Origin of the sequence: Kitasatospora brasiliensis (assembly GCF_032654805.1) — a bacterium.
Taxonomy (GTDB): domain Bacteria; phylum Actinomycetota; class Actinomycetes; order Streptomycetales; family Streptomycetaceae; genus Kitasatospora; species Kitasatospora brasiliensis.
In genome coordinates this window covers 73,833-96,331 of record NZ_JAUOOW010000006.1, presented here as the reverse complement: position 1 = coordinate 96,331, position 22,499 = coordinate 73,833, and the positions used below count along the sequence as shown (strand labels likewise).

At 72.2% G+C, this 22,499-nt stretch carries 23 protein-coding genes; 14 read left to right on the top strand and 9 right to left on the bottom strand.

The window, feature by feature from the left end:
* Window positions 1–14: 14 nt before the first annotated feature.
* Entirely contained in the window at window positions 15–602 is a 588-nt protein-coding gene (gene thpR / locus QWJ13_RS23195; RefSeq protein ID WP_316526818.1) for an RNA 2',3'-cyclic phosphodiesterase, read from the top strand.
* A gap of 231 nt (window positions 603–833) precedes the next feature.
* Here thpR and serC read toward each other — a convergent pair whose 3' ends face one another.
* Both serC and QWJ13_RS23185 read right to left on the bottom strand, forming a co-directional pair.
* The gene (serC, locus tag QWJ13_RS23190; RefSeq protein WP_316526817.1) at window positions 834–1,952 is read right to left on the bottom strand and encodes a phosphoserine transaminase; all 1,119 of its coding nucleotides are present in this window, start codon (window positions 1,950–1,952) and stop codon (window positions 834–836) included.
* A 152-nt stretch (window positions 1,953–2,104) separates the two neighbouring features.
* Window positions 2,105–3,205, bottom strand: a complete 1,101-nt coding sequence (locus tag QWJ13_RS23185; RefSeq protein ID WP_316526816.1) for a citrate synthase 2 — start codon at window positions 3,203–3,205, stop codon at window positions 2,105–2,107.
* A 374-nt stretch (window positions 3,206–3,579) separates the two neighbouring features.
* Between QWJ13_RS23185 and pdxH the strand changes: the two genes are divergently transcribed.
* The 9 genes from pdxH (at window position 3,580) to QWJ13_RS23140 (ending at window position 16,487) form a co-directional block, all read left to right on the top strand.
* A complete protein-coding gene (gene pdxH / locus QWJ13_RS23180) occupies window positions 3,580–4,212 on the top strand; it encodes a pyridoxamine 5'-phosphate oxidase (protein ID WP_316527372.1) in 633 nt (210 codons plus the stop codon).
* 144 nt (window positions 4,213–4,356) lie between these two features.
* On the top strand, window positions 4,357–4,548 hold the full coding sequence (gene fxsA, locus QWJ13_RS23175; protein ID WP_049656076.1) for an FxSxx-COOH cyclophane-containing RiPP peptide: 192 nt from the start codon (window positions 4,357–4,359) through the stop codon (window positions 4,546–4,548).
* A gap of 250 nt (window positions 4,549–4,798) precedes the next feature.
* The gene (locus QWJ13_RS23170) at window positions 4,799–6,247 is read left to right on the top strand and encodes a TIR-like protein FxsC (protein ID WP_316526814.1); all 1,449 of its coding nucleotides are present in this window, start codon (window positions 4,799–4,801) and stop codon (window positions 6,245–6,247) included.
* Window positions 6,237–10,253: an FxSxx-COOH system tetratricopeptide repeat protein gene (gene fxsT / locus QWJ13_RS23165; protein ID WP_316526813.1), complete on the top strand. Its 4,017-nt coding sequence runs from the start codon at window positions 6,237–6,239 to the stop codon at window positions 10,251–10,253. Before QWJ13_RS23170 ends, fxsT begins: the two co-directional genes overlap by 11 nt.
* 34 nt (window positions 10,254–10,287) lie before the next feature.
* On the top strand, window positions 10,288–11,454 hold the full coding sequence (locus tag QWJ13_RS23160; protein ID WP_316526812.1) for an FxsB family cyclophane-forming radical SAM/SPASM peptide maturase: 1,167 nt from the start codon (window positions 10,288–10,290) through the stop codon (window positions 11,452–11,454).
* A gap of 154 nt (window positions 11,455–11,608) precedes the next feature.
* Complete coding sequence (locus QWJ13_RS23155; RefSeq protein WP_316526811.1) at window positions 11,609–12,676, top strand: aKG-HExxH-type peptide beta-hydroxylase; 1,068 nt, start codon at window positions 11,609–11,611, stop codon at window positions 12,674–12,676.
* A gap of 333 nt (window positions 12,677–13,009) precedes the next feature.
* Window positions 13,010–13,195, top strand: coding sequence for a hypothetical protein (locus QWJ13_RS23150; protein ID WP_316526810.1), 186 nt, complete (start codon window positions 13,010–13,012; stop codon window positions 13,193–13,195).
* A gap of 115 nt (window positions 13,196–13,310) precedes the next feature.
* Complete coding sequence (locus tag QWJ13_RS23145) at window positions 13,311–15,695, top strand: FxsB family cyclophane-forming radical SAM/SPASM peptide maturase (RefSeq protein WP_316526809.1); 2,385 nt, start codon at window positions 13,311–13,313, stop codon at window positions 15,693–15,695.
* A 78-nt stretch (window positions 15,696–15,773) separates the two neighbouring features.
* Window positions 15,774–16,487, top strand: coding sequence for an AAC(3) family N-acetyltransferase (locus QWJ13_RS23140; RefSeq protein WP_316526808.1), 714 nt, complete (start codon window positions 15,774–15,776; stop codon window positions 16,485–16,487).
* A 282-nt stretch (window positions 16,488–16,769) separates the two neighbouring features.
* On the opposite strand, the gene QWJ13_RS23135 is transcribed toward QWJ13_RS23140, so the two are convergent.
* Genes QWJ13_RS23135 through QWJ13_RS23125 form a run of 3 tightly spaced genes read right to left on the bottom strand, consistent with a single transcriptional unit; the run spans window position 16,770 to window position 18,311 of the window.
* Window positions 16,770–17,603: a helix-turn-helix domain-containing protein gene (locus tag QWJ13_RS23135; RefSeq protein WP_316526807.1), complete on the bottom strand. Its 834-nt coding sequence runs from the start codon at window positions 17,601–17,603 to the stop codon at window positions 16,770–16,772.
* A complete protein-coding gene (locus QWJ13_RS23130; RefSeq protein WP_316526806.1) occupies window positions 17,600–18,115 on the bottom strand; it encodes a DUF6879 family protein in 516 nt (171 codons plus the stop codon). Before QWJ13_RS23130 ends, QWJ13_RS23135 begins: the two co-directional genes overlap by 4 nt.
* Entirely contained in the window at window positions 18,099–18,311 is a 213-nt protein-coding gene (locus QWJ13_RS23125; RefSeq protein ID WP_316526805.1) for a hypothetical protein, read from the bottom strand. Before QWJ13_RS23125 ends, QWJ13_RS23130 begins: the two co-directional genes overlap by 17 nt.
* 322 nt (window positions 18,312–18,633) lie before the next feature.
* Between QWJ13_RS23125 and QWJ13_RS23120 the strand changes: the two genes are divergently transcribed.
* Entirely contained in the window at window positions 18,634–18,870 is a 237-nt protein-coding gene (locus QWJ13_RS23120) for a DUF397 domain-containing protein (protein ID WP_316526804.1), read from the top strand.
* An 88-nt stretch (window positions 18,871–18,958) separates the two neighbouring features.
* Window positions 18,959–19,348, top strand: coding sequence for a hypothetical protein (locus QWJ13_RS23115; protein WP_316526803.1), 390 nt, complete (start codon window positions 18,959–18,961; stop codon window positions 19,346–19,348).
* 389 nt (window positions 19,349–19,737) lie between these two features.
* Here QWJ13_RS23115 and QWJ13_RS23110 read toward each other — a convergent pair whose 3' ends face one another.
* The 3 genes from QWJ13_RS23110 to QWJ13_RS23100 all read right to left on the bottom strand — a co-directional run bounded on the left by QWJ13_RS23110 (window position 19,738) and on the right by QWJ13_RS23100 (window position 21,071).
* Entirely contained in the window at window positions 19,738–19,932 is a 195-nt protein-coding gene (locus QWJ13_RS23110; RefSeq protein ID WP_316526802.1) for a DUF397 domain-containing protein, read from the bottom strand.
* A gap of 72 nt (window positions 19,933–20,004) precedes the next feature.
* Window positions 20,005–20,199 (bottom strand): DUF397 domain-containing protein, encoded by a 195-nt coding sequence (locus QWJ13_RS23105; protein ID WP_316526801.1) that lies wholly within the window; start codon window positions 20,197–20,199, stop codon window positions 20,005–20,007.
* Window positions 20,200–20,201: 2 nt separating this feature from the next.
* On the bottom strand, window positions 20,202–21,071 hold the full coding sequence (locus tag QWJ13_RS23100) for a helix-turn-helix domain-containing protein (RefSeq protein WP_316526800.1): 870 nt from the start codon (window positions 21,069–21,071) through the stop codon (window positions 20,202–20,204).
* Between the two features lie 168 nt (window positions 21,072–21,239).
* On the opposite strand from QWJ13_RS23100, the gene QWJ13_RS23095 reads away from it, so the two are divergent.
* Window positions 21,240–21,608, top strand: coding sequence for an ATP-binding protein (locus QWJ13_RS23095; RefSeq protein WP_316526799.1), 369 nt, complete (start codon window positions 21,240–21,242; stop codon window positions 21,606–21,608).
* Entirely contained in the window at window positions 21,605–21,850 is a 246-nt protein-coding gene (locus tag QWJ13_RS23090; protein WP_316526798.1) for a hypothetical protein, read from the top strand. Before QWJ13_RS23095 ends, QWJ13_RS23090 begins: the two co-directional genes overlap by 4 nt.
* Window positions 21,851–21,897: 47 nt before the next feature.
* On the opposite strand, the gene QWJ13_RS23085 is transcribed toward QWJ13_RS23090, so the two are convergent.
* The gene (locus QWJ13_RS23085; protein WP_316526796.1) at window positions 21,898–22,497 is read right to left on the bottom strand and encodes a TetR family transcriptional regulator; all 600 of its coding nucleotides are present in this window, start codon (window positions 22,495–22,497) and stop codon (window positions 21,898–21,900) included.
* Between the last annotated feature and the right edge of the window lie 2 nt (window positions 22,498–22,499).

Below are 22,499 nucleotides of genomic sequence, written 5' to 3'. Positions count from 1 at the left end.
GGGAAGATGGGCCCATGAGGCTCTTCGTGGCGGTGCTCCCGCCGACCGAGGCGTTGCAGGGGCTCTTCGACGCGGTCGCGCCGGTGCGGGAGCTGCCCGGGGCGGACCGGCTGCGCTGGACCGGCGTCGAGGGCTGGCACCTGACCCTGGCCTTCCTGGGCGAGGTGGCGGCCGAGCGGCTGCCGGAGCTGGAGGAGGGCCTGGCCGCCGTCGCCGAGGTCCACCCGGCGCACCGGCTGCGGATCGTGGGCGCCGGGCGGTTCGGCGACCGGGTGCTCTGGGCCGGGATCGAGGGCCAGGCCTGGGCGCTGCGCCGACTGGCCGACGCCGTCGCCGAGGCCACCGCCGAGGTGACCGGGGAGACCGACACCTTCGCCTTCCACCCGCACCTCACCCTCGCCCGGGCCGGCTCCTCGCGCGGCCACCGGCGGGCCGTGCAGCGGGTCGCGACGGCCGAGCTGGACGGCCTGGTGGCGGCGCTGGCCGACTACCGGGGGCCGGAGTGGGACGCCGCCGAGCTGCACCTGATGCGCAGCGACCTGGGCGGCGGCTTCGCCCACTACGAGTCGCTGCGGTCGTGGGCGCTGGCGGACTGGAGCTGAAGGCCGGCTTCCGCTCCCCCGGGGGCTCCGGTCCGGGCCGGGGTGGGCCGGAGGTACGCTCGTTGACCGTGGACCCCAAGACTCGTAACCGCATCGTCTCCGGCACCCTGGTGCTGCTGCTGGTCGTCGTGCTGATCAGCTCGCTGGCCGGCCGGTAGGCCCCTGACACGGCGAGAGGGCCACCGCCCGTCGGCGGTGGCCCTCAGCCGTGTCCCCGACAGGGGGCCTGGGTCAGAGCTGCTCGACCACGTAGTCGATGCAGTGGGTGAGCGCCTCGACGTCCGCCGGGTCGATCGCCGGGAACATCGCGATGCGCAGCTGGTTGCGGCCCAGCTTGCGGTACGGCTCGGTGTCCACGATGCCGTTGGCACGCAGTGCCTTGGCGACCGCGGCGGCGTCCACCGACTCGTCGAAGTCGATGGTGCCGACCACCTGGGAGCGCTCGGCCGGGTTCGCCACGAACGGGGTGGCGTAGGAGGACTTCTCGGCCCAGGAGTACAGCCGGGACGAGGAGTCGGCGGTGCGGGCGACCGCCCAGTCCAGGCCGCCGTTGCCGTTCAGCCACTCCAGCTGGTCGGCCAGCAGGAAGAGGGTGGCGAGCGACGGGGTGTTGTACGTCTGGTCCTTCGACGAGTTGTCAATGGCCGTCGGCAGCGAGAAGAACGGCGGGATGTAGCGGCCGGAGCCGGCGATCTCGGCGGCGCGCTCCAGGGCGGCCGGGGAGAAGGTGGCCAGCCACAGCCCGCCCTCGGAGGCGAAGGACTTCTGCGGGGCGAAGTAGTAGACGTCCGTCTCGGTGATGTCCACCGGCAGGCCGCCGGCGCCCGAGGTGGCGTCCACCAGGACCAGCGAGCCCTCGTCCGCGCCGGCCGGGCGCTTGATCGGCATCGCGACGCCGGTCGAGGTCTCGTTGTGGGTGAGCCCGTAGACGTCCACGCCGGCCTCGGCGACCGGCAGCGGGTGGGTGCCCGGGGCGGTCTTGATCACGGTCGGCTCGCCGAGCCACGGCGCGGCCTTGACCGAGGAGGCGAACTTCGAGGAGAACTCGCCGAAGTCCAGGTGCTGGGACTTCTCCCGCACCAGGCCGAAGGCGGCGATGTCCCAGAAGGCGGTGGAGCCGCCGTTGCCGAGGACGACCTGGTAGTCGTCCGGCAGCGAGAACAGGCTGCTCACGCCCTCGCGTACGCGCTTGACCAGGTTCTTCACCGGGGCCTGGCGGTGCGAGGTGCCGAGCAGGGAGGCCTGGGTGGCGGCGAGGGCACTGAGGGCCTCGGGGCGCACCTTGGACGGTCCGCAGCCGAAACGGCCGTCTGCGGGCTTGATATCAGCGGGGATCTGGATCTGAGCCACGCGCGCAGCCTACCGGCCGGGGGCCGGGCGCGGGTATGGCCGTCCGCCCGCTGAGACTGTGATCCCGGCCGCGCCCGGCAGCCGACCAGCGGGCCCGGCCGATGTCGGACCCGCTGGTCAGGGGCACTGTCCGGACGCTCGTCCGGTTACCGTCAGTGGGCGATGGCGTCCCAGCCCTCGATCTCCTCGGGGCGGCGCGGGCCGGGGCCGATGTAGCGCGCGGAGGGGCGCACGAGCCGGCCCGTGCGCTTCTGCTCCAGGATGTGCGCCGACCAGCCGGCGGTGCGGGCGCAGGTGAACATCGAGGTGAACATGTGCGCCGGGACCTCGGCGAAGTCCAGCATGATGGCGGCCCAGAACTCGACGTTGGTGGCCAGCACGCGGTCGGGGCGGCGGTTGTGCAGCTCCTCCAGCGCGGCCTTCTCCAGCGCCTCGGCGACCTCGAAGCGCGGCGCGCCGAGCTCCTTGGCGGTGCGGCGCAGCACCCGGGCGCGCGGGTCCTCGGCGCGGTAGACGCGGTGGCCGAAGCCCATCAGGCGCTCGCCCTTGTCCAGGGCGTTCTTGACCCACGCGGTCGCGTCGCCGGTGCGCTCGATCTCCTCGATCATGCCGAGCACGCGGGACGGCGCGCCGCCGTGCAGCGGGCCGGACATCGCGCCGACCGCGCCGGACAGCGCGGCCGCGACGTCGGCACCGGTGGAGGCGATGACCCGGGCGGTGAAGGTGGAGGCGTTCATGCCGTGCTCGGCGGCCGAGGTCCAGTAGGCGTCGACGGCCTTGACGTGCTTCGGGTCCGGCTCGCCGCGCCAGCGGATCATGAACCGCTCGACGACCGTCTCGGCCTTGTCGATCTCGCTCTGCGGGACCATCGGCAGGCCCTGGCCGCGGGCGGACTGGGCGACGTAGGACAGCGCCATGACGGCGGCCCGGGCGAGGTCGTCGCGGGCCTGCTCGGCGTCGATGTCCAGCAGTGGCTTGAGGCCCCAGACCGGGGCGAGCATGGCGAGCGCCGACTGCACGTCCACCCGGATGTCGCCGGAGTGCACCGGGATCGGGAAGGGCTCGGCGGCCGGCAGGCCGGGGTTGAACTTGCCGTCCACCAGCAGGCCCCAGACGTGGCCGAAGGAGACGTTGCCCACCAGGTCGTCGATGTCGACACCGCGGTACCGCAGGGCGCCGCCTTCACGGTCGGGTTCGGCGATCTCGCTCTCGAACGCGACGACTCCCTCAAGCCCGGGTACGAAATCGGACATGCGACGGCTCCTTCAAGTTCTGCGATCGGCGCCCCGCCGTTGGTGGGGCGGCGCACCAGTGACCGAATGGTGTTTGGCACTCGGTGCCAGAGTGACAGGCACGGGGTGCATTGCGCCATACACCACCGTGGTGATGTTTCCCCTGGACCCGGTTGACTTCCCGGATTCCGGACAATTCCCCCCGGCGCGGTCGGCCAAGCGGGGGCGGGTCACCGGATCTCCCACCGGGGTTTGTCCGGAGGTAGCGGCGCCCGTTGCTTGTCGTACGGGATGATGTTGGCGTGCAGACCCCGGATCGCGCCCAGTCGACGCCCCCGAGCCCCGCCAACCGGATCCTGGCCGACGAGGCCCGCCCCGGCCCGGACCTCACCGTGATGCGCAAGCACTACAGCCACGAGGGCCTGGTCGAGGAGGAGCTCGCGCCAGAGCCGATCGGCCAGTTCACCCGCTGGTTCCACGAGGCGGACGACGCCGGGGTGGTGGAGCCCAACGCCATGGTGCTCTCCACCGCCGACGCCGAGGGGCGGCCCAGCTCCCGCACCGTCCTGCTCAAGGGCTACGACCTGCGCGGCTTCGTCTTCTTCACCAACTACGGCTCCCGCAAGGGCTCGGAGCTCGCCGTCAACCCGCACGCCGCGCTGCTCTTCCCGTGGATCGCGCTGGCCCGCCAGGTGATCGTCCAGGGCCGGGTGGAGAAGGTCGGCCGGGACGAGACCGCCGCCTACTTCCGCACCCGCCCGCACGGCTCCCAGCTGGGCGCCTGGGCGAGCGAGCAGTCCAGCCCGGTCAGCGCCCGGGAGGTCCTCGAACAGCGCTACGCCGACCTGGAGCGCCGCTACCCCGAGGGCGAGGGCGTCCCCGTCCCGCCGTTCTGGGGCGGCTACCGGGTGGTCCCGCAGAGCGTCGAGTTCTGGCAGGGCCGGGAGAACCGCCTGCACGACCGCCTGCGCTACGTCGCCGACCCCTCCCGCCCGACGGGCTGGCGGGTGGAGCGGCTCTGCCCGTGATCCGTTCGGCCCAGCGGCTCCGCGCGGCGTGCGCGCGGAGCTGATGGACCGTCACCGCCCGGGTGTAGGATGCCCGTCGCGGACCTGGGCCGATGCACTTCCGGCCGGCAGCCCGCTGTGCCGACACGATCGAGTGAGGGACTGATGGGCGTCACCGGTGCGGAAACCGCCGCTGGACTCGGCTCTGACCTGGTCGACGTCGCCGCCCTGCCGCTCGACGAACTCGACGCCCTGCCCGACACCGTCCTCGGCGACCTGCTGCGCCGGGTGGTCGCGGACGCCCTGACCCCCGGTGCGGAGCCGCTCGCCGCGTTCCAGTCGGCGCTCGACCGGTAGTACCCGCCCGATCCGCCCGACCGGCGGCATCCGGCCGCTCGTGCCCGCCGAAGCCGTCGGCGCCCCCGTCCCCGCCCGTGCGCCCGCCGGGCGCCGGAGTGCCCCGGGCCGGCGGTGCACGCCTGACCACCGGCTAAACCGACCGGGTCGACGAATCCGCCAACTCGCCAGCGGGGCCAGGGGAGTTCGCGACATGCTGGGGTATGAGACCAGCGCCGTCGCGGACCGTCGGGCACGGGGGGAACGAGTGGTGGAGCAGGAACAACAACGGCCGTACTTCTTCTTCAGCTACGCGCGCCGGGACTTCGAGGCCGAGGACGCCTTCGTCAACCAGTTCTTCAACGACCTGCGGGACGAACTCGGCCGACTCCTCGGCACCGCGGTGCGGGCCGAGGAGCTCGCCTTCCGCGACACCGAGCAGTTACGCCTCGGCGACGACTGGGCCGGGCGGCTCGCGACGATGCTGGGCCGCAGCCGAACCATGATCGCGCTCTACTCCCCGGCCTACTTCGCCAGCCTCTACTGCGGCAAGGAGTGGACCGCCTTCCGCGGCCGGGTGCTGCGCCACCGCGAGGACACCGGGGAGCTCGTCCCGGCACTGGTCCCGGTGCTCTGGGAGCCCGTCTCGTCGGGCGAACTGGCCGACGAGGTCACCAAGATCCAGTGGGTCCAGCCGGACATGGGCGACGCCTACGCCCGGCACGGCCTGCGGGCCCTGCTGCGCACCGCGCGGAGCGGGGCGTACGAGCAGGTGGTCCGGGTGGTCGCGGAGCGGGTCCGGGACGCGGCCGCGCGACGGCTCGGCGAGCTGCCCGAGTTCGACCTGAGCGCGGTGCGCGGCTACTTCCCGCCGCCGCCGGCGCCGGAGCCCGCCCCCAGCCCCGGGATGGTGCGGCTGTTCATCGCGGCCGGGCGCGCCTCGGAGGCCGGCGCCGAGGGCGGCTCGTACACGGGCGGCCGGTACGGGGCCGAGCCCTGGCAGTGGGCGCCCTACTACCCGCCCGCCCGGCCGTCCCTGGTGGTGCGCGCCCAGCAGGTGATCACCACGGCCGGGCACACCACCACGATGGAGGAGATCGGCCCCGGCCTCGGCGAGAAGCTCGACCAGGCCCGGGAGGACAGCCAGGTCAGCGTGCTCCTGGTCGACCCGTGGGTGGCCGACAGCGACCGGTACCGGGCCGCGCTGAGCGAGTACGACGACCAGAACCACCCGGTCACCGGCGTGGTGGTGCCGATCGGCGGCAACGACCCGGACGGGGAGCGCGAAGCACCGTGGACCGGCGTGCGCGGCGTGTTCCGCCGCAACTGGTTGCGCCGGAGCGACCTGGAGCACTTGTTCCGGGTGCGCGTGAACCAGGAGAGCTTCGACAGTTACCTCACCATCATGGTGACGGTCGCCCAGAACAAGCTCATGGACGACAACCTCGATTGGGGAGACGATGGCGGGGACGCCTTCGGCTTCGGGGGCGACACCTTCGGCTTCGGCGACGGCGGCCCGGCCATGCCCGGGTTGACCATCCCGGCCGGCCCGCCGCGCCGGCTCGCCCCACCGGTCCCGCGCCAAAGCCCGCCGGTCCCGCGCCAAGGCCCGGCGACCGCGCGGAACCATCCCGATCCGGCTCCACAGGAACTGCCCGGCCGGCGCCGGGGCCAGGACGACGCTGTCCCGCTGAGGGGAGACCAGGACCATGACCACTGAGCCCGGCGCAGAGCTGGAGCGCGGCGGACCGGGATCGGTCGTCACGTTCTACTCCTTCAAGGGCGGCACCGGCCGCACCATGGCGCTCGCCAACGTCGGCTGGATCCTCGCCAGCCGCGGCCTGCGCGTCCTGGTCGTCGACTGGGACCTGGAGGCGCCCGGCCTCCACCGCTACTACCACCCGCTGCTGGTCGACCCGGAACTGCAGTCCACCGACGGCCTGATCGACCTGCTGCGCTCCTACGCCCAGCAGGCGCTGCCCTCGGCCACCGGACCGGTCGGGCAGTCCCCGGCCGAATGGCTGGACGAGCCCGGCCGGCTGGAGAGCTACGTCTGCGGCCTCGCCCTCGACCTGCCGCCCGGCGGCCGGCTCGACTTCCTGCCCGCCGGCCGGCAGAACGCCGCCTACGCCGCCGCCGTCACCAGCTTCAACTGGCGCAGCTTCTTCTACGGCCGGGACATCCGCGGCGGCGAGTTCCTGCGCGAACTGCGCCAACGCTGGGCCCACGGCTACGACTACGTGCTCATCGACAGCCGCACCGGCGTCAGCGACACCTCCGGCATCTGCACCGTCCTGATGCCCGACACCGTCGTGGACTGCTTCACCTTCAGCGCCCAGAACATCCGCGGCGGCGTCGACGCCGCCCGTGGCATCGCCGATTCCACCCAGGAGCGGGTGATCCGGGTCCTGCCGGTGCCGATGCGGGTCGAGGACGCCGAGCAGGAGCGCCTGGAGGCCGGCCGCGACTACGCCCGCGAGGCCTTCGCCCCCTACCTCGGCCGCTGGCTGGCCGCCGACCGCCGGGCCGGCTACTGGGCTGACGTCGAGGTGCCGTACAAGCCCTTCTACGCCTACGAGGAGGTGCCCGCCACCGTCGCCGACCGGCCGCAGGAGGCCCGCAGCCTGCTCAACGCCTTCGAACGGCTGGCGAGTTGGGTCACCGACGGCCGGGTCCGCAGCCTGCGCCCGCTCACCGCCGAGAACCGGCGCCGGCTCTACGGCGCCTACCTGCGCTCCGCCCGCGCGGTGCCGCGCCAGGTGTTCGTCAGCTACGCGCCCGAGGACCGGATGTGGGCCGAGTGGGCCGCCGGGACGCTCACCCGCTTCGGCTACCAGACCTCCCTGCACAGCGCCGCCGAGCCGTACACCGGCCCCCAGCCGCCCGAGGTCGCCGGACCGATCGACGGCCAGGGCCGACTGCTCGCGCTGCTCTCGCCCGAGTACACCGCGCTGCCCCGTGCCGGCGAGGTCTGGCAGCTCCTCCAGGGGCGCGAACTCGCCTCCGGCTCCCCGGCGTTGGTCGCCTTCCGGCTCCAGGACTCGGACGAGCCGGTGCCCCGCCCGTTCGCCGGGCAGCCCGCGCCCGACCTGGTCCGCTCCGCCGCGGTCGGCGCCGAGTCCCAGCTCTACGCCGAACTCGGCCCGCCGCCCGGCAGCAGCCGCCAACCCGACTCCGACAGCGGCGAGTTCGCCGCGCCCGCGCGCTTCCCCGGCACCGCCCCGCAGGTCCAGGAGGCGCCCTCGCGCAACGCCGCCTTCATCGGCCGCGGCAAGCTGCTCGAACTGCTCCGCAACCGCTTCACCGGCGGCCCGGCCGCCGTGCTCAGCCAGGTGCTCTACGGCTTCGGCGGCGCCGGCAAGTCCCAGATCGCCGCCGAGTACGCGCACCGCTTCAAGTCCGCGTACGACGTGGTCTGGTGGGTGCCCGCCGAGGAGCCCGCCAACATCCCGCAGAAGCTCGCCGAACTCGCCCCCCGGCTCGGCGTGCCCAGCAGCGACGACGTCGCCCACACCGCCGCCGCCGTGCTCGACGCGCTGCGCCGCGGCGATCCGTACCGCCGCTGGCTGCTCGTCTTCGACAACGCCGGCACCCCGGAGGAACTCGCCCCCTGGCAGCCGGCCGGCTCCTCCGGCGGCCACGTGCTGATCACCTCCCGCAACCAGGGCTGGGCCCGGCACGCCGGCCTGGTCGAGGTCGACGTCTTCCTCCGCGAGGAGAGCGTCCGGCTGCTGCGCCGCTTCAACAGCGCCCTCTCCCCGGAGGACGCCGACCAGGTCGCGCACCGGCTCGGCGACCTGCCGCTCGCCGTCGGCCAGGCCGCCGTCTGGCTCCAGGAGACGTCGATGCCGATCGCGACCTACCTCGAACTGCTCGACGAAGAGCTCACCGAGATGCTGGAGCGCACCCGGCTGCGCACCGCCGACTACCCCCACTCGGCCGCCGCGACCTGGCGCATCTCGGTCGAGGAACTGCGCCGGATGAACGCCCCGGCCGCCCAGATCCTGGAGATCTGCGCCTTCTTCGGCCCCGACGCCATCCCGATGCGGCTGCTCTACAGCCGGGCCGTCACCCGCGCCCTGCGGCTGCCCCCGCGGGCGCCCCGCGACAAGCTTGCGATCGGCGAATTCCTGCGCGCCATCAACCGGTTCGGGCTCGCCCGCACCGACCAGGGCAGCGAGACCATCACCGTGCACCGGCTGGTCCAGGCCGTCCTGCGCGACCAGGTCGAGGAGGAGCGGCGGGCCGAACTGCGCGGCGTCGTCCACGCCGCGCTCGCCACCGCCAACCCCGGCGACCCGGACGTGCCCGCCAACTGGGCCGAGTACGCCGAACTCCTGCCCCACCTCTGGCCGTCCGGGGCACTGGACAGCGCCGACGAGGACGTCCGGCAGTGGATCATCGACTCGGTCCGCTACCAGTGGAAGCGCAGCCTCCACGAGTCCGGCCGGGAGCTGGCCGAGCGAACCCTGGAGCACTGGCGCCAGGACGGCTACGGCGGGCCCGACTTCGACGTCGACAACGACGCCCAGACGCTCATGCTGCGCACCCAGCTGAGCAACATCCGCCGTTCCCAGGGCGCCCTCCACGAGGCGTACGAGATGGACCGGGACATCCTGGAGCGCTTCACCGCGACCCTGGGCGCGGAGCACTCGCACGCCCTCGCCGTCGCCAGCAGCCTCGGCGCCGACCTGCGCTTCCTCGGCCGCTACGACGAGGCCCGGGCGCTCGACCGCAAGACCCTGGACGCCGCCCGGCGCACCCTCGGCCCGGACCACCCGCGGACCCTGATGATCACCAACAACCTCGCCGTCTCCGACTACCTGGCCGGCGACCGCCGGGCCGCCCTGGAACGGCACCTCAGCAACTACCTCCAGCAGCGCGACGCGCTCGGCGCGCACAGCCTGTACGCGCTCTCCTCGGCCTCCAACTACGCCCGCGACCTGCGCGAGACCGGGCGGCTGCGGGAGGCCCTGGACCTGCTGGAGGAGACCGTCCGGATCTACCAGCAGACCATCGGCGACGGCCACACCGACACCCTGCGCGCCCGCAAGAACCTGGCCGTGGCGCTGCGCCGGGCCGGCCGCTACCGCGAGGCCCTGGAGATCGACGAGGACATCCACCAGCGCTACCTGGACATCAACGGCCCCGAACACCCCGACACCCTGGCCGCCGCGACCAACCTGGCCAGCGACGTCAACGCGCTCGGCGAGACCGGGCGGGCGATCCAGCTGGCGGAGAGCGCGTTGGCGCGGTACCGCGACTACCTGGGCGAGAACCACCCGGTGACGCTGGCCGGCGCCAACAACCTCTCGGTGTACCTGCGGCTGGCGGGGCGCACCACGGAGGCGCGCGAGCTGTCCGGCCGCACCCTGGCGCAGTTCCGCATCGTCCTCGGGGCGCACCACCTCTACATCCCGATCGCGATGATGAACCACGCGAACGACCTCGCCCTGGCCGGAGAGCTCCAGGCCGCGCTGGACCTGGAGTCGGAGGCCGCGCCGCTGATGACCGCGGCCCTCGGGCAGGACCACTACGACTCCATCGGCATCAACTCCAACCTCGCGCTGTCGCTGGCCGCCCTCGGGTACGCCGAGCGGGCCGCGGAGCTGCGGGCGGACTGCATCCGCCGGGCCCGGGGCACGCTGGGGGAGGAGCACCCGACGACGAAGGCGGTGCGGGCCGGGACGCGACTGGACTCGGACGTGGAGCCGCCGCACGTGTGACGGGAGGTCAGGTGGGGTGGCTTAGGCTCACGGCATGGTGCCGTTCCGGCAGTTCCTGCTGAAGATCCACAGTCGGTGCAACCTGGCCTGCGACTACTGCTACGTGTACGAGGGCGCGGACCAGAGCTGGCGCGACCGTCCGCGGCGGATGGAGCTCGCGACCGTCCGCCGCACCGCCCGGCGGATCGACGAGCACGCGGCCGAGCACGGGCTGGACGAGGTCTCCGTGGTGCTGCACGGCGGTGAGCCGCTGCTCGTCGGCGCCGGCCATCTGGACGCGCTGCTGGGCGAGTTGGCGTCCATCGGGCCCCGGGTGCGGTTCACCGTGCAGACCAACGGGCTGCGACTGCTGGACGAACCGGCGCTGCTCGACGTGCTGCACCGCCACCGGGTCGCGGTCGGGGTGTCGCTGGACGGCACCCGCGCCGACCACGACCGGCACCGGCGGCTGCCCTCCGGCGCGGGCAGCTGGGCGCGCACCGCCGAGGCGGTGCGGCTGCTCGGCTCGGACCGGCACCGGGAGCTGTTCGCCGGCCTGCTGTGCGTCGTCGACCTGGAATCGGACCCGGTGGCCACCTACGAGGCGCTGCTGGAGTTCGCGCCGCCCCGGCTCGACCTGCTGCTGCCGCACGCGACCTGGCGGGAGCCCCCGCCCGGGGTGCCGGCGCGGGCCGTCCCGGACGCGCCGCCGGACGGGTCGCCCACGGCGCCGGCGCCGTACGGGCAGTGGCTGATCGCCGCGTTCGACCGCTGGTACGACGCGCCGCGCCGGGAGACCGGGGTGCGGCTGTTCGAGGAGCTGTCGGTGCTGCTGCTCGGCGGGCGGGCGGCCAGCGAGGCGGTCGGGCTGGCGCCCGTCGACCTGGTGGTGGTCGAGGTGGACGGGACGATCGAGCAGGCGGACAGCCTCAAGGTGGCCTACGACGGCGCCCCCGGGACGGGCCTGGACGTGTGGCGGCACGGCTTCGCGGACGCGGCCGCGCACCCGGCCTTCCGGGCCCGCCAGCGCGGTCGCGCGGGCCTCGGGCCGGTCTGCGCGGGCTGCCCGCTGGCGGGCGTCTGCGGCGGGGGGCTGTACGCGCACCGGTACGCCGGGGACGGCTTCGGGCACCCGTCGGTGTACTGCGCGGACCTGGACCGGCTGATCCGGCACATCGCCGGGCGCCTGCGCGCGGGGGTGGCGGGGCTGGTCCGCGGCTGAGGACGGCTCGCGCCTCCGGCTCACCCGTCCGGGTCATGCCGGGCCGCCGTCCGGCTGATCCGCCCTCCTGCGGGGAGACTGCGGGCGGACCGGGCGGGTTGGGCGATGGGCCGGCCGAACGGGCCGGAAGCCGCGGACACGAGGAGGAAAGCCGGTGGCGGGTACGGGCGAGGTGACGGTGGCCGGAGTGCCGGGCGCGCGCGGGGCGGACGGGCTGCCCCGGCACGGCGTGGACCGGGTGACGTTCCGGGCGATCGCGGGCGCGCGCGGCGGGCCGGAGGCCGTCCGGCTGCTGCGGGCCGGGCAGTTGAGCAAGCGGGCGCTGCTGCTGCTGGCACTGCGCCGGGCGGCGCCGGAGCACGACGGCTACCGGGAGGCGTACGCCCGGGTGCGGGCGCTGCAACGGGAGGACCGGGAGCGGTGGGAAGTGGTGCTGCTGCGGCCCGAGTTGGACGCCTGGGCGGCCGACTGCCTGCGCGGCGCGGCGGCGGGGGAGGCCGTGCCGCTCGACGGGCTGGGCGAGTTCCTCCGCTCCGGCCCCGGCCCCGCCCTCGCGCTGGAGTGCGACGGGCTGCGCTGGGCGCCGTCGATCGACCACGCCGGTCCGCGCCGGGTGGACTACGGAAGACCGCCGGCCGGTCCGCTTCCGCATGGAGAACTCGCGCTCTGGGAAGAGCGGTTGGCCCAGGCCTGGGAGGTCCTGGTGCGCCGCCACCGCCGTCATGCGCGGGCCGTCGCGGCCTGCGTGACCACCGTGGTGCCGCTGCGGCCCGCGCCCGGCGGCGAGGCGGTCAGCGCCGCCGCCCGACGGGCGTACGGCGCGGTGGCGGCCTCGCTGCCGGGCGATCCGGTGCTGCTGGCGCTGGCCCTGGTGCACGAGTTCCTGCACCTCCAACTCGGCGCCCTGCTGGACCTGGTGCCGCTGCACCGCCCCAACGGCCCGGCCGTCTACCGCGCCCCCTGGCGGCCCGACCCGCGCCCGGCCGGGGCGCTGCTCCAGGGGGCGTACGCGCACCTGGGCGTGGTGGACTTCTGGCGGGCGGAGGCGGCCGCCGGGGTGGGCGACGCCGCCCGCGCGCACGGGGAGTTCGTCCGCTGGCGGGAGCACACCCTGACCGCCGCGCAGACGCTCTTGACCTGCGGCGAACTGACCGCGAGCGGGCTGGAGTTCACCGGGGAGCTGGTGCGGACCGTCCGGGAGCTCGGCGAGTCGGTGGAATGAAGCCGGATCCACGGATGCTTGGCCGGATGGCGTGCTTGTCCGGGTGCTTCCCTGGGCACTTCCGGGGTGTGCCCAGGTACCGGTCCAGGCCCTTGTCCTGGCGACGCTCCTTACCCCGGCGACGCGCTTCGGCGCGCGCCACGGCGAAGTGCGCGACCGCTGAACGGGTGAATTCCAGGGGCTCTGCGCGCTGTCGTACGACGTCGGCCGCCCGGGGAGCCCACCGTGAGTCCGCAACGTGCCGCGCGGAGTCTTCGCTGGCACTACATTGGTCCCAATCGGGTGGGCCTACCCACCCTCGGCAGGCTCTAACCGCGCCTAAGGAAACGAACTATGACTCCGGTAACCAGCATCAGGCCGGCCGGCAAGCTCACTGACCCTCAGGAGACGCCGGAACGCCCCTCCCTCGCCGACCTCGCCGCGCTCGGCGCGGAAGAGCTCGCCTCCCGGCTCCAGCGCGCGCTCCCCGGCGCGGACTCCGGCCTCGTGCCGGTCGCTGCCTTCAACTCCTCGATCTGACACCCGGCCCGGATTCCCGATCGGGATCCGGACCGAGCGGACCGAACCCCACTGAGCCTCGCCGAGCCCCACCGGGTCCCGCCGAGGCTCACCGAAACCGAACAGTCCCGGTTCCATGACGACGTCGATTCCGCTGCCACTGACGCAGTTCGTGGTCAAGATGCACAGCAGGTGCGATCTGGCCTGCGACCACTGCTACGTCTACGAGCACGCGGACAGCAGCTGGCGCTCCCGGCCGAAGGTCATCGCGGACGGGATCCTGGCCAAGGCCGCCGAGCGGATCGGCGAGCACGCGGCCGTCCACCGGCTGCCCGCCGTCCGGGTCGTCCTGCACGGGGGAGAACCCCTGCTCGCCGGCCCGGACCGGTTGCGCCGGGCGGCCGAGGCGCTGCGGGCGGCGCTTCCGGCCGGCTGCTCGCTCGACCTGCGCATCCACACCAACGGGGTGCTGCTGAGCCGAGAATTCTGCGCGCTGTTCGCGGAGTCGGACATCAAGGTCGGCATCTCACTGGACGGCGACAAGGCCGCCAACGACCGGCACCGGCGGTTCGCCGACGGGCGCAGCAGTCATCCACAGGTGCTGCGGGCGGTCGCTCTGCTGAACGAGCCCGAGTACCGGCACCTGTTCGCCGGGCTGCTGTGCACGATGGACGTCGACAACGATCCGGTGGCCGTGTACCGGGCGCTGGCCGAACTCCGGCCGCCCGCCGTGGACTTCCTGCTCCCGCACGCCACCTGGGACGAGCCGCCGAAGCGTCCCGCCGCGCTGGGGGCCACCCCGTACGCCGACTGGCTGCTGACCGTCCACAGGCTGTGGGAAACGGACGGACGGCCGTTCGCCGTGCGGACCTTCGAGTCCGTGCACCGGACGCTGCGCGGCCTCTCCAGCCTCACCGAGTCGCTCGGGCTGGAGCCCTCCGACCTGGCCGTCCTGGAGACGGACGGGACGTTCGAGCAGGCCGACAGCCTGAAGACGGCGTACGACGGCGCACCCGCCACCGGGATGAACGTCTTCGCGCACAGCATCGACGACCTCGCCCGGCACCCCGGCATCGTCGCCCGACAGTCCGGCCTGGCCGGGCTCAGCGAGGCCTGCCGCGCCTGCTCCGTGGTCCGCTCCTGCGGTGGCGGTCTGTACGCCCACCGCTATCGGAGCGACGATGGAGCAGGCAGCTTCGACCATCCCTCCGTCTACTGCGGTGATCTGATGACCTTCGTCAACGGCCTTGCGGGGAGCGCTGCTTCGGTGACCGTTCCGGCTCAGGCCGGCGCTGATCCGCTCTCCGGCACGCTCACCCCGGCGCAACTCGACGAGCTGGCAGCCGGATACGGGAGCGCCGACACCATCGCAGCCCTCGGACGCTCCCAACTCGCCCTCACCCGCGCCATGCTGGCCGCCGCCTGGGACGCCTCCGGGCAGGGCCGGGCCGAGGCCTGGGCACTGCTGGCGGAGCTCGACGCGGCGGCCCCCGCCGCCGTGGACGCCGTGTTCGCCCACCCCTACGCCCGCGCCTGGGCGGCCCGCCGGCTCGCCGGGGACCTGCCGGTCGGGCTCGGCCCGCTGGCCGCGCTCGCCGCCGCCGCCGCGGTGCGAGCCGGGCGGGGCGACGCGGTGGCGGTGCCGGTGCGCGGCGGGTGGCTGCACCTGCCCACCCTCGGCCGGATCGCGATGCCCGACGGCGAAGCCGTGGTCACCGGGCGGGCCGACGGCTTCGAGGTGCGGGCCGCCGACGGCTCGGTGCACACCGTGCTCGACGAACCGCTGCGGCGGGTCCGGCTGGCCGGCGGCTGGACGGTCGTCCTGGAAGACACCGACCCGCTGCGCGACAGCCACGACCACCCGGTGGCCGACCGCCTCTCGAACGGCGAACTGCTGAACTGGACAGGCGCGTTGCGTGAGGCCTGGGAGCTGCTCGGGCGGGACCTGCCCGGGTACGCGGACGGCATCCGGGCCGGCCTGTCGACGGTCACCCCGCTGCGGCCGGGCCCGGCGGGCCGGGACATCAGCTCGGCGGCCCGGCAGGCGTACGGCGCGGTCGGCATCGCCCGGCCGGCCACCGCGCCGACGCTGGCACTGCTGCTCGCCCACGAGTTCCAGCATGTCAAGCTCGGCGCCGTGCTCGACCTGACGGACCTCTACGACCGCACCGACACCACCCTCTACTTCGCGCCCTGGCGGCCCGACCCCCGGCCGCTCGAAGGACTGCTCCAGGGCACGTACGCCCACCTGGCGGTAACCGAGTACTGGGGCACCCGCACCCTCGCCTACGACGGGCTGCCGGGCGGGGCCGCCGACCGGGCGCGGGAGCAGTTCGCGCTCTGGCGGCGGTACACCGCCGAGGCCGTGGAACGGCTCTCGGCATCCGGAGCCCTGACCGGGACGGGCGTGCGCTTCGCCGACGGGATGCGTGCCACCGTGACCCCCTGGCTCGCCGTGCCGCTGCCCGCCGCCGCCGAGCAGGCGGCCGACCGGGTGCGACGGGAGCGGGCCGGGGTCTGACCCTCACCTCAGGGAGCTGCCATCACCACCGACCCGCTCGCCCGCGCCTTCACCGACCTCGGGGTCCGCCCGGGCACGGTGCTGCACGTCCAGGCGTCCCTGCGCACCCTCGGACCGGTGCCCGGCGGGGCGGCCGGCGTGGTCCAAGCGCTGCGCGAAGTCCTCGGCTCCGACGGCACGTTGGTCGCGTACACGGCCACGCCCGAGAACTCCGCCAGCTCCCGCCTCCACCAGTCGGCCATCGCCGGGCTCACCCCGGCCGAGGTCGACGCCTACCAGGCCCGGATGCCCCGCTTCGACCCGGCCCGGACCCCGGCCTCGCCCACCGTGGGAGCGCTGTCGGAGGCGATCCGCACCTGCCCCGGCGCCCTGCGCAGCCGCCACCCGCAGACCTCCTGGGCGGCGGTGGGGCGGCAGGCCGGGGAGGTCACCGAACACCACCCGCTGACCTCCCACCTCGGCCCGGAGTCACCGCTCGGACGGCTCTACGACCTGGACGCCCGGGTGCTGATGCTCGGCGTCCCGATGGACCGCTTCACCGCCTTCCACCTGGCCGACCTGCGGATGCCCGACGTCACCGAGCGCGAGTACCGCTGCGTCGGCGAGGACGGCTGGACGGCCTTCCAGGCCCCCGACCTGGACGACGTCCACTTCGGCCCCCTCGGCGCCGAAGTCCTGCGGACGGCCCGCGGCATCACCACCGGGCGCATCGGGGCGGCGGAGTGCCTGCTGGTCTCGCTCCGCGAAGCCGTCGACCTCGCGGAGGACATCCTGCGCCGCGGCCGCCCCTGAACCCCGCGCGTTGTTCTCTCTTCCCATTGCCTGATCCCGCCGTTTCCCGCCCCCCGCCCCCACACCCACCCCGCCGCCCCACCCCGCCCGCCGCTCCGGCTCCGCCGAAGCGGCGGGCCAGTCCAGTGCGCAGGAAGTCGGCCAGGCCGACTTCCTGCGCAGGCGTGGGGCGAGGGTGGAGGACCCGGCGCTCAACCGGTCGACCCGCACGGCTGGTTCGGCAACTACGCTTGGCGTTCCGAAGCCGTCTGGGCCGACGCGCGGCCCTGGGCGTCAGGGGGGTCAGCGGCGGTACAGCATCGACCACTTTCCGAGTTGCTCCCTGGCCTCCTCGTCGAAGAGGGCTGACTGCTCGAACAACGAGTAGATCTCGCGGTGGCGTTGGATGTCCCGAGGATCCCGGAAGACGATGCGGCCGGTGAACGACTCCATGGTGACGAGGCGGTCGTCGTACATGGTGAACGTATTCATCGGCCCGCGGGTGAGCCGGGTCCCGTGCGGGATGACTCCGATGCGGACCGTCGGCAGGTGGGTGAGCGAAGAGAGGCGGTCGATCTGGACGGCCATGGCTTGGGGCGGAAGCAGCGCCCACGTCACGGCCTGCTCCGTGAGCAGGAAGGTGAATGTCTTCGACTCGTCGTAGAGCACCGATTGGCGCTCGATCTTGCGGGCCATGACGAGGGTCTTGGCGCCGGGGGAGTGCCCCAAACTGGCCCGGATGTACTCGGGAGTGGCCAGGAGGCCTGTGATCATCGCGGGCAGGAAGTAGCGCAGCTCGGTCGCGTCCGCTTCCAGAGCGGCCAGCTCGGCCTGACGCTTCTCGATGCCACGGCGCCATGAGGCTCGTTTGTCCTGCCATTCGGTGTTCGCTGTTCGAGCCAGTGCGCACACCTCGTGGACGAGTGCAGCCGGAGCACCGAGTGCTCTCAAGATGCGTTCCACATCCACGAGGCTGGGTGTCAGCTTCCCGGTCTCGATCTTGCTGATCTTGCTCTGGGAAATTCCACAACGAACCGAAAGCCGGTCTCCTGTGAGACCGGCTTCCAGGCGAAGATTCCTCAGGGTTTCGGCGAGATCCGCCTTTGATCTACCGAGCTGATCCGGATCGAGTGTCACCCGGCCGATTTCAGGTATTCGGAGAACGGAACGGAGTGGGCCAGGGCGATGCTCTTCCACTCCTGGTACCGGCGCATGTCACCGGTGACCAACTCCCGGTTGATCTGGGTGCCGTCAGACCGGAAGTTCAGGTGGACCACGGACGAGTCGTCGAACAGCCACCAGTCCTGGTCCGGGATGCCGAGGTCCCGCTCGGTGAGGTCGAGGATTCGAATGTCCTCACCCGCCGCGATGTTGCCCGGGATGCCCCAGGCGAACTGGTACCGCTGGTAGTCCGTGAGCGGTCGACGCACCACACGGACGCGGCCGATCGCGCGCCCGGAGGAAACGAAGCCACGCACCCGCTGGTGCCACGCCGTGTTGTGCTCCGGCGGCTTCGGCTCTCCGCGCAGGAAACGGGCCAGGTTATCGGCCTCCTTGGGCATGGTGTAGGTGGGCTGTGCCTCGAACCGGAAGGCTGCGCGCTGGTAGCCGTCGAAGTGGGCGCGCCACTGCTCACCGTCCAAGAGCACGGGCGGCCTCTTCCAGAATGTGCTGGGGAATCTCGACGGCGAACTCTCCAGCGGCCACCTTCAGCGCGGGGAAGTGGTCACCCTGGACCACGACCGTGTCCCGGTCGGTCGCGTACACGTTCGGGCAGTCGTCGTCATCGCAGTTCGGCCCGTCGAACTTGCCGGTGAGGCGCGTCAGTTGCGGTTTCTCGGTCACGCCGGCTCCTTCCGGGGCGGGTAACTCCCGACCCATCAACGACGCTAGGGCCATGCGGGACACATGTCTACGTGCTACCGGGGATATTCCTGATCTGAAATAAGGGCGTTGCCGGGCTGGTGCTGTCGGACCTCGTACGGGCGTCGGCGAATGCGGGACGAGGACTTTAGTTGGCCTCGGGAATACGGCCTTCGGCGTTCTCAAATTCCCTTAACGTGTTCTCGCCCATCGGGAGGGGCGGCTAAGGGGCCCGGCGATTTCCGCCCGAAGCCGGGCGGAGCAGGGCCTGCGCGCGCCCCGAATCGATGTAGGAGGTGCGGTAGTGAACGATCGCGACCTGTACGAACTCGACTTATCGAAGGTGGAGTTCAAGCGTGCGTGTGGCGGGAACCAGGGCGGGGGCGACGATGGCGAGTCGTGCGTGACGCTCGGGGTGGTCGAGGAGGGTGTGTTCGCTGTCGGCGACAGCAAACGGCCGGACCGTGACCCGTTGCTGTTCACCGCAACGGAGTTGAAGGCCGCCGGCATCGACCCGGCCAGGTTCGGGCTCTCGGTCTGAGGCCCGGAGTACCCGAGGTCTCTGGTCCCGGCTGCCCCGTCGTGTGGCGGGCGGCCGGGACCTCGTCGCTTCCGAGGGAGACACGTAGGTGCAGCACTACCACGGCTACGACTGGGTAGGGGATGGCCGCCTGTTGGCGAGGGAGCGGGAACGGCGGCCTGTGGAAGGAGGCGGATTTCAGACCTCGGAGCTGCCGCCGATGATGACCGGCTGCTGGCTGCTGAGACCGGCCTCGCAGGTGCGTGACACCTGGTCGCGGGCGGAGGATACGGTGGTGTGGATGGTCGACCGGTGTCTTGAGCAGGGAATCGGATGTGAGGTGTCAGAGGACAAGCGGCGAGTGCACGCGGTGGAGCAACTCATGGACGGGAACGACGTAGTGTGGGGATCCTGGGTCTCGGAGAGCCGCTGGGCCGGAAACTACCTGATCGTGTGCCCCAACCGTTTCTGGCCGGGTCTTTTCTGCCCGCTGGGGTAGTCCGCCGTCGGACCCCGAGCACTTCCTGCGCAGTGGGGAGTGACGGGCTGTGTGGCCCTTCGGCGGCCTCTTGCGGGGAGCAAGAGGCCGCCGGGAGGTTGCTGGATCTGCGGCGTTCATGGGGGCCGGCTGAACATCACGCTGATCAACCCGGAATGAAGACTTGATGCCCGCCCCGCCCCCACACCCGCCCCGCCACCCCACCCCGCCCGCCGGTTCGGCTCCGCCGAAGCGGCAGGCCAGCCCGGTGCGCAGGAAGTCGGCCTGGCCGACTTCCCACGCATGGGTGGACCGATCGTCACCGCTGGCGTGTGACGGTCGGGTAGTTGGCGGGAGGGCGGTAGTTCCCCCCGCGCCCCGGCCTGCCGCCGGGGCGCGGGGGTGAGGGGTCAGGCCGTGAGGTGGTCGAAGTGCCCGGCCTTGGCGGTGTGGAGCCAGGTGTGGAGTACGGCGGGGGTGGTGGTGACGATGTGGGTGGGGTCGTCGGACTCGCGGATGTGGACCGGCTCACCTTCGGAAGCGATTTCGAGGCAGTTGGTGTTGGTGCCGCTGAAGCTCGACTTCTGCCAGTCGAGGTGGGTCATGGTTGAACCATGCCCCGTTCGGAAGCTTGCACCCCCGTGCCCCGGTCTTTCGCTGGGGCACGGGGGTGAAGGTCAGGCCGTGAGGTGGTCGAAGTCGCCGGCCTTGGCGCCGCCGATCCAGGCGTGGAGCTTGGTGGGGGTGGTGGTGACGATCGTGGTGGGGTCGTCGGACTCGCGGATGTAAACGCGATCGTCGGCGGACGCGATTTCGACGCAGTTGGCTTGGTCGCCGCTGAAGCTCGACTTCTGCCAGAGGAGCTGGCTCATGGTCACCTTCCTTGGACCTTGTAACGGATGTGCTGGATCAAGCCCATCGAGTCACGATAGGTCGCGGACGGCGTAGGGGTGGAAACGGATAGGGGAGGAAGAGCGAGTCCCCTGACCCGGTCGAACTTCTGGTCAAACGCTGCCACGGACTCAGGGTCTCCTACGAAGGTCGAGCCATGCGGATGTTCGAGCAGAACGGTGTGGAGTCGAGCGTGTGGTCCCCGGGCCAACATGAATGGGGTGTCGGTCGATGCATACGTGGTGCAGTCGAACGGGAGGATCTGGATCGTCACGTTGGGCAGCTGGCTCATCTCGATCAGATGGGTCAGTTGGTCGCGCATGACGGTCGGGCCGCCGTACATCATGTGTAGAGCGGCCTCATGGATCACTGCGCGGAGCGGAAGGGCGTTCGTGCCCTTCAGTAGCCCTTGGCGCTGTCGGCGGAACTCGACCTTCCTCTCGTTGTATCCGTTGATGACCTCGCTGTACGCCTTGGTCTGCAAGAGGCCGGGGATCAGAAGGGTCTCGTAGGTGTCTACGGCCGTGGCGCTTGCTTCCACTTCGGCCAGATCGAGAGCCGGAGGAATCACGTCGTGCTTGAACTCGGTCCACCAGCCCCTGCCCGAACTCTCGCTCATGGAGATGAGGCCGGCTCGGTACTCGGGATCCGTGACTTTGCAGAGGTCGAGCCAGGCATTCAGCCGCTCAAGGTTGAGCCCAAGCCTGCCAGCTTCGGTGTGGCTGATGTTGGGGCCTTTTACACCGAGGGCCTCGCCGACCTCCAGAGCCGAGAGGCCGGCGGCGTCTCGAACTCGGCGAAGCTCCTCGCCAAAGCGGCGCTGTCGTTCGCTGATCCCGGTCCTGAATCCCATGGTGTGCCCTTCGAGCGATCGATGCCTACGGAAAGTGTAGGGGCATGCGCGGAGAGTGTTGCAGAGTTGAGGGGGATTCACCTACAGTTCCGTAACACAGCGCCGACCAGGCGAGGCGTCAGTCATGCCTGTCTGTAGGCATTCCTCTGCACCGCTGGGAGACTCCCCATGTGTAACCCCCACCTCAACTCCCCCTCCCTCACCGTGTCCCGCGAGGTGTTGCGCGATGCGATGTCGCGCGCCGGGTACGCCAACTCCTCGATCGGGGACGCCGAGCTCGCCCTGATCGAGCTGCTGGCGAACGCCTGGAGGCACGGGATGACGCCCTCGCCCGTGGTCACGGTCGTCTACTCCGACAAGACCCTCCGCGTCACCGTCGCGGACCGCAGTCCTGAGCTGCCGAAGCGTCAGAAGATCAATCTCCAGGCCGAGTCGGGGCGGGGCCTCCAGCTGGTCGAGGGCCTCACGCACCGCTGGGGTGCCGAACCCCAGGGTCTGGGCAAGCGGGTCTGGTTCGAGCTGGACTGCGTCGCGTGAGCGCCCTGCACCCCCTCCATCCGCGCGATCCCTCCCTCCATCGCCTCACCAAGCAGGACCTCGCCGACCTCATCGTCGAACTCCGCACCGAGGGCCGCGAATTGGGCTTGCTCTGGCCCTCGGCCAAGCCAGGGGAGACCGTCCTGAACGGCCAGGTCCTCGTCTCGCTCGGCAGTGTTCCGGCCAGCACCCCGGTCAACCTCCTCTCGCTTCTTCGCGAGTTCAGGCGCCGCCAGGGTTAGGCGCAACGCGGGCCCCGTCCCACCGGACGGGGCCCGCGCCCGTGTCGTCAGGCCGTGAAGCCGGTGGCGAGGATGTCGAGCCTGCCGAGCAGGGCGTCCGTGAGCGGGTAGGCGGCATCGGCGGCGAGCCAGCGGCTCAGGGCGGTGACGTACGTGTCGAACACCAGGTCGGCGACGTCGCAGGGGTTCAACTCCAGCCGGATCTCGCCCTGTTCGTGCCCCCGGAGGGTGGCGGCGGTGAACGCTCGGGGGGCGGATGCGCCGGGGCCGAAGGTGGCGTGGAGGACTCCGCTGTCGTGCAGTTCCTTCGCCAGCGCGTATTCACGCTCGTTGAGGTGCGCGAGGGCGCGCAGTGCGGCGGCGAGCGCCTCCATCATCGGCGCGTGGGCCTCGTCCTGCCGGTCCAGCACCTCGTGGCGCTGCTGGACCCAGGCGGTGACGAAGTCCTCCTTGCGGCGGAAGTGGTTGAACGCTGTCTGCCGTCCCATGTCCGCGCGTGCGGCGATGTGGTCGTAGGTGGTGGCCGCGTACCCCTGGGTGGCGAACAGCTCCAGCGCGGCCGTCAGCAGCCGGTCCCGGGTCGCGGTGCGGCGCTGGTCGCGGCGAGTTGAAGTCGACGGCGAGGGAGGGGGCGGAGTCGAGGTCACGG

What these genes read in the sequence shown, in the direction of transcription:
- QWJ13_RS23095 (WP_316526799.1), top strand. Translation starts at nt 21,240, where the DNA reads ATGTGTAACCCCCACCTCAACTCCCCCTCCCTCACCGTGTCCCGCGAG.
- QWJ13_RS23150 (WP_316526810.1), top strand. Translation starts at nt 13,010, where the DNA reads ATGACTCCGGTAACCAGCATCAGGCCGGCCGGCAAGCTCACTGACCCT.
- pdxH (WP_316527372.1), top strand. Translation starts at nt 3,580, where the DNA reads ATGCGCAAGCACTACAGCCACGAGGGCCTGGTCGAGGAGGAGCTCGCG.
- thpR (WP_316526818.1), top strand. Translation starts at nt 15, where the DNA reads ATGAGGCTCTTCGTGGCGGTGCTCCCGCCGACCGAGGCGTTGCAGGGG.
- QWJ13_RS23105 (WP_316526801.1), bottom strand. Translation starts at nt 20,199, where the DNA reads ATGAGCCAGCTCCTCTGGCAGAAGTCGAGCTTCAGCGGCGACCAAGCC.
- QWJ13_RS23160 (WP_316526812.1), top strand. Translation starts at nt 10,288, where the DNA reads ATGGTGCCGTTCCGGCAGTTCCTGCTGAAGATCCACAGTCGGTGCAAC.
- QWJ13_RS23185 (WP_316526816.1), bottom strand. Translation starts at nt 3,205, where the DNA reads ATGTCCGATTTCGTACCCGGGCTTGAGGGAGTCGTCGCGTTCGAGAGC.
- QWJ13_RS23100 (WP_316526800.1), bottom strand. Translation starts at nt 21,071, where the DNA reads ATGGGATTCAGGACCGGGATCAGCGAACGACAGCGCCGCTTTGGCGAG.
- fxsT (WP_316526813.1), top strand. Translation starts at nt 6,237, where the DNA reads ATGACCACTGAGCCCGGCGCAGAGCTGGAGCGCGGCGGACCGGGATCG.
- QWJ13_RS23145 (WP_316526809.1), top strand. Translation starts at nt 13,311, where the DNA reads ATGACGACGTCGATTCCGCTGCCACTGACGCAGTTCGTGGTCAAGATG.
- QWJ13_RS23110 (WP_316526802.1), bottom strand. Translation starts at nt 19,932, where the DNA reads ATGACCCACCTCGACTGGCAGAAGTCGAGCTTCAGCGGCACCAACACC.
- fxsA (WP_049656076.1), top strand. Translation starts at nt 4,357, where the DNA reads ATGGGCGTCACCGGTGCGGAAACCGCCGCTGGACTCGGCTCTGACCTG.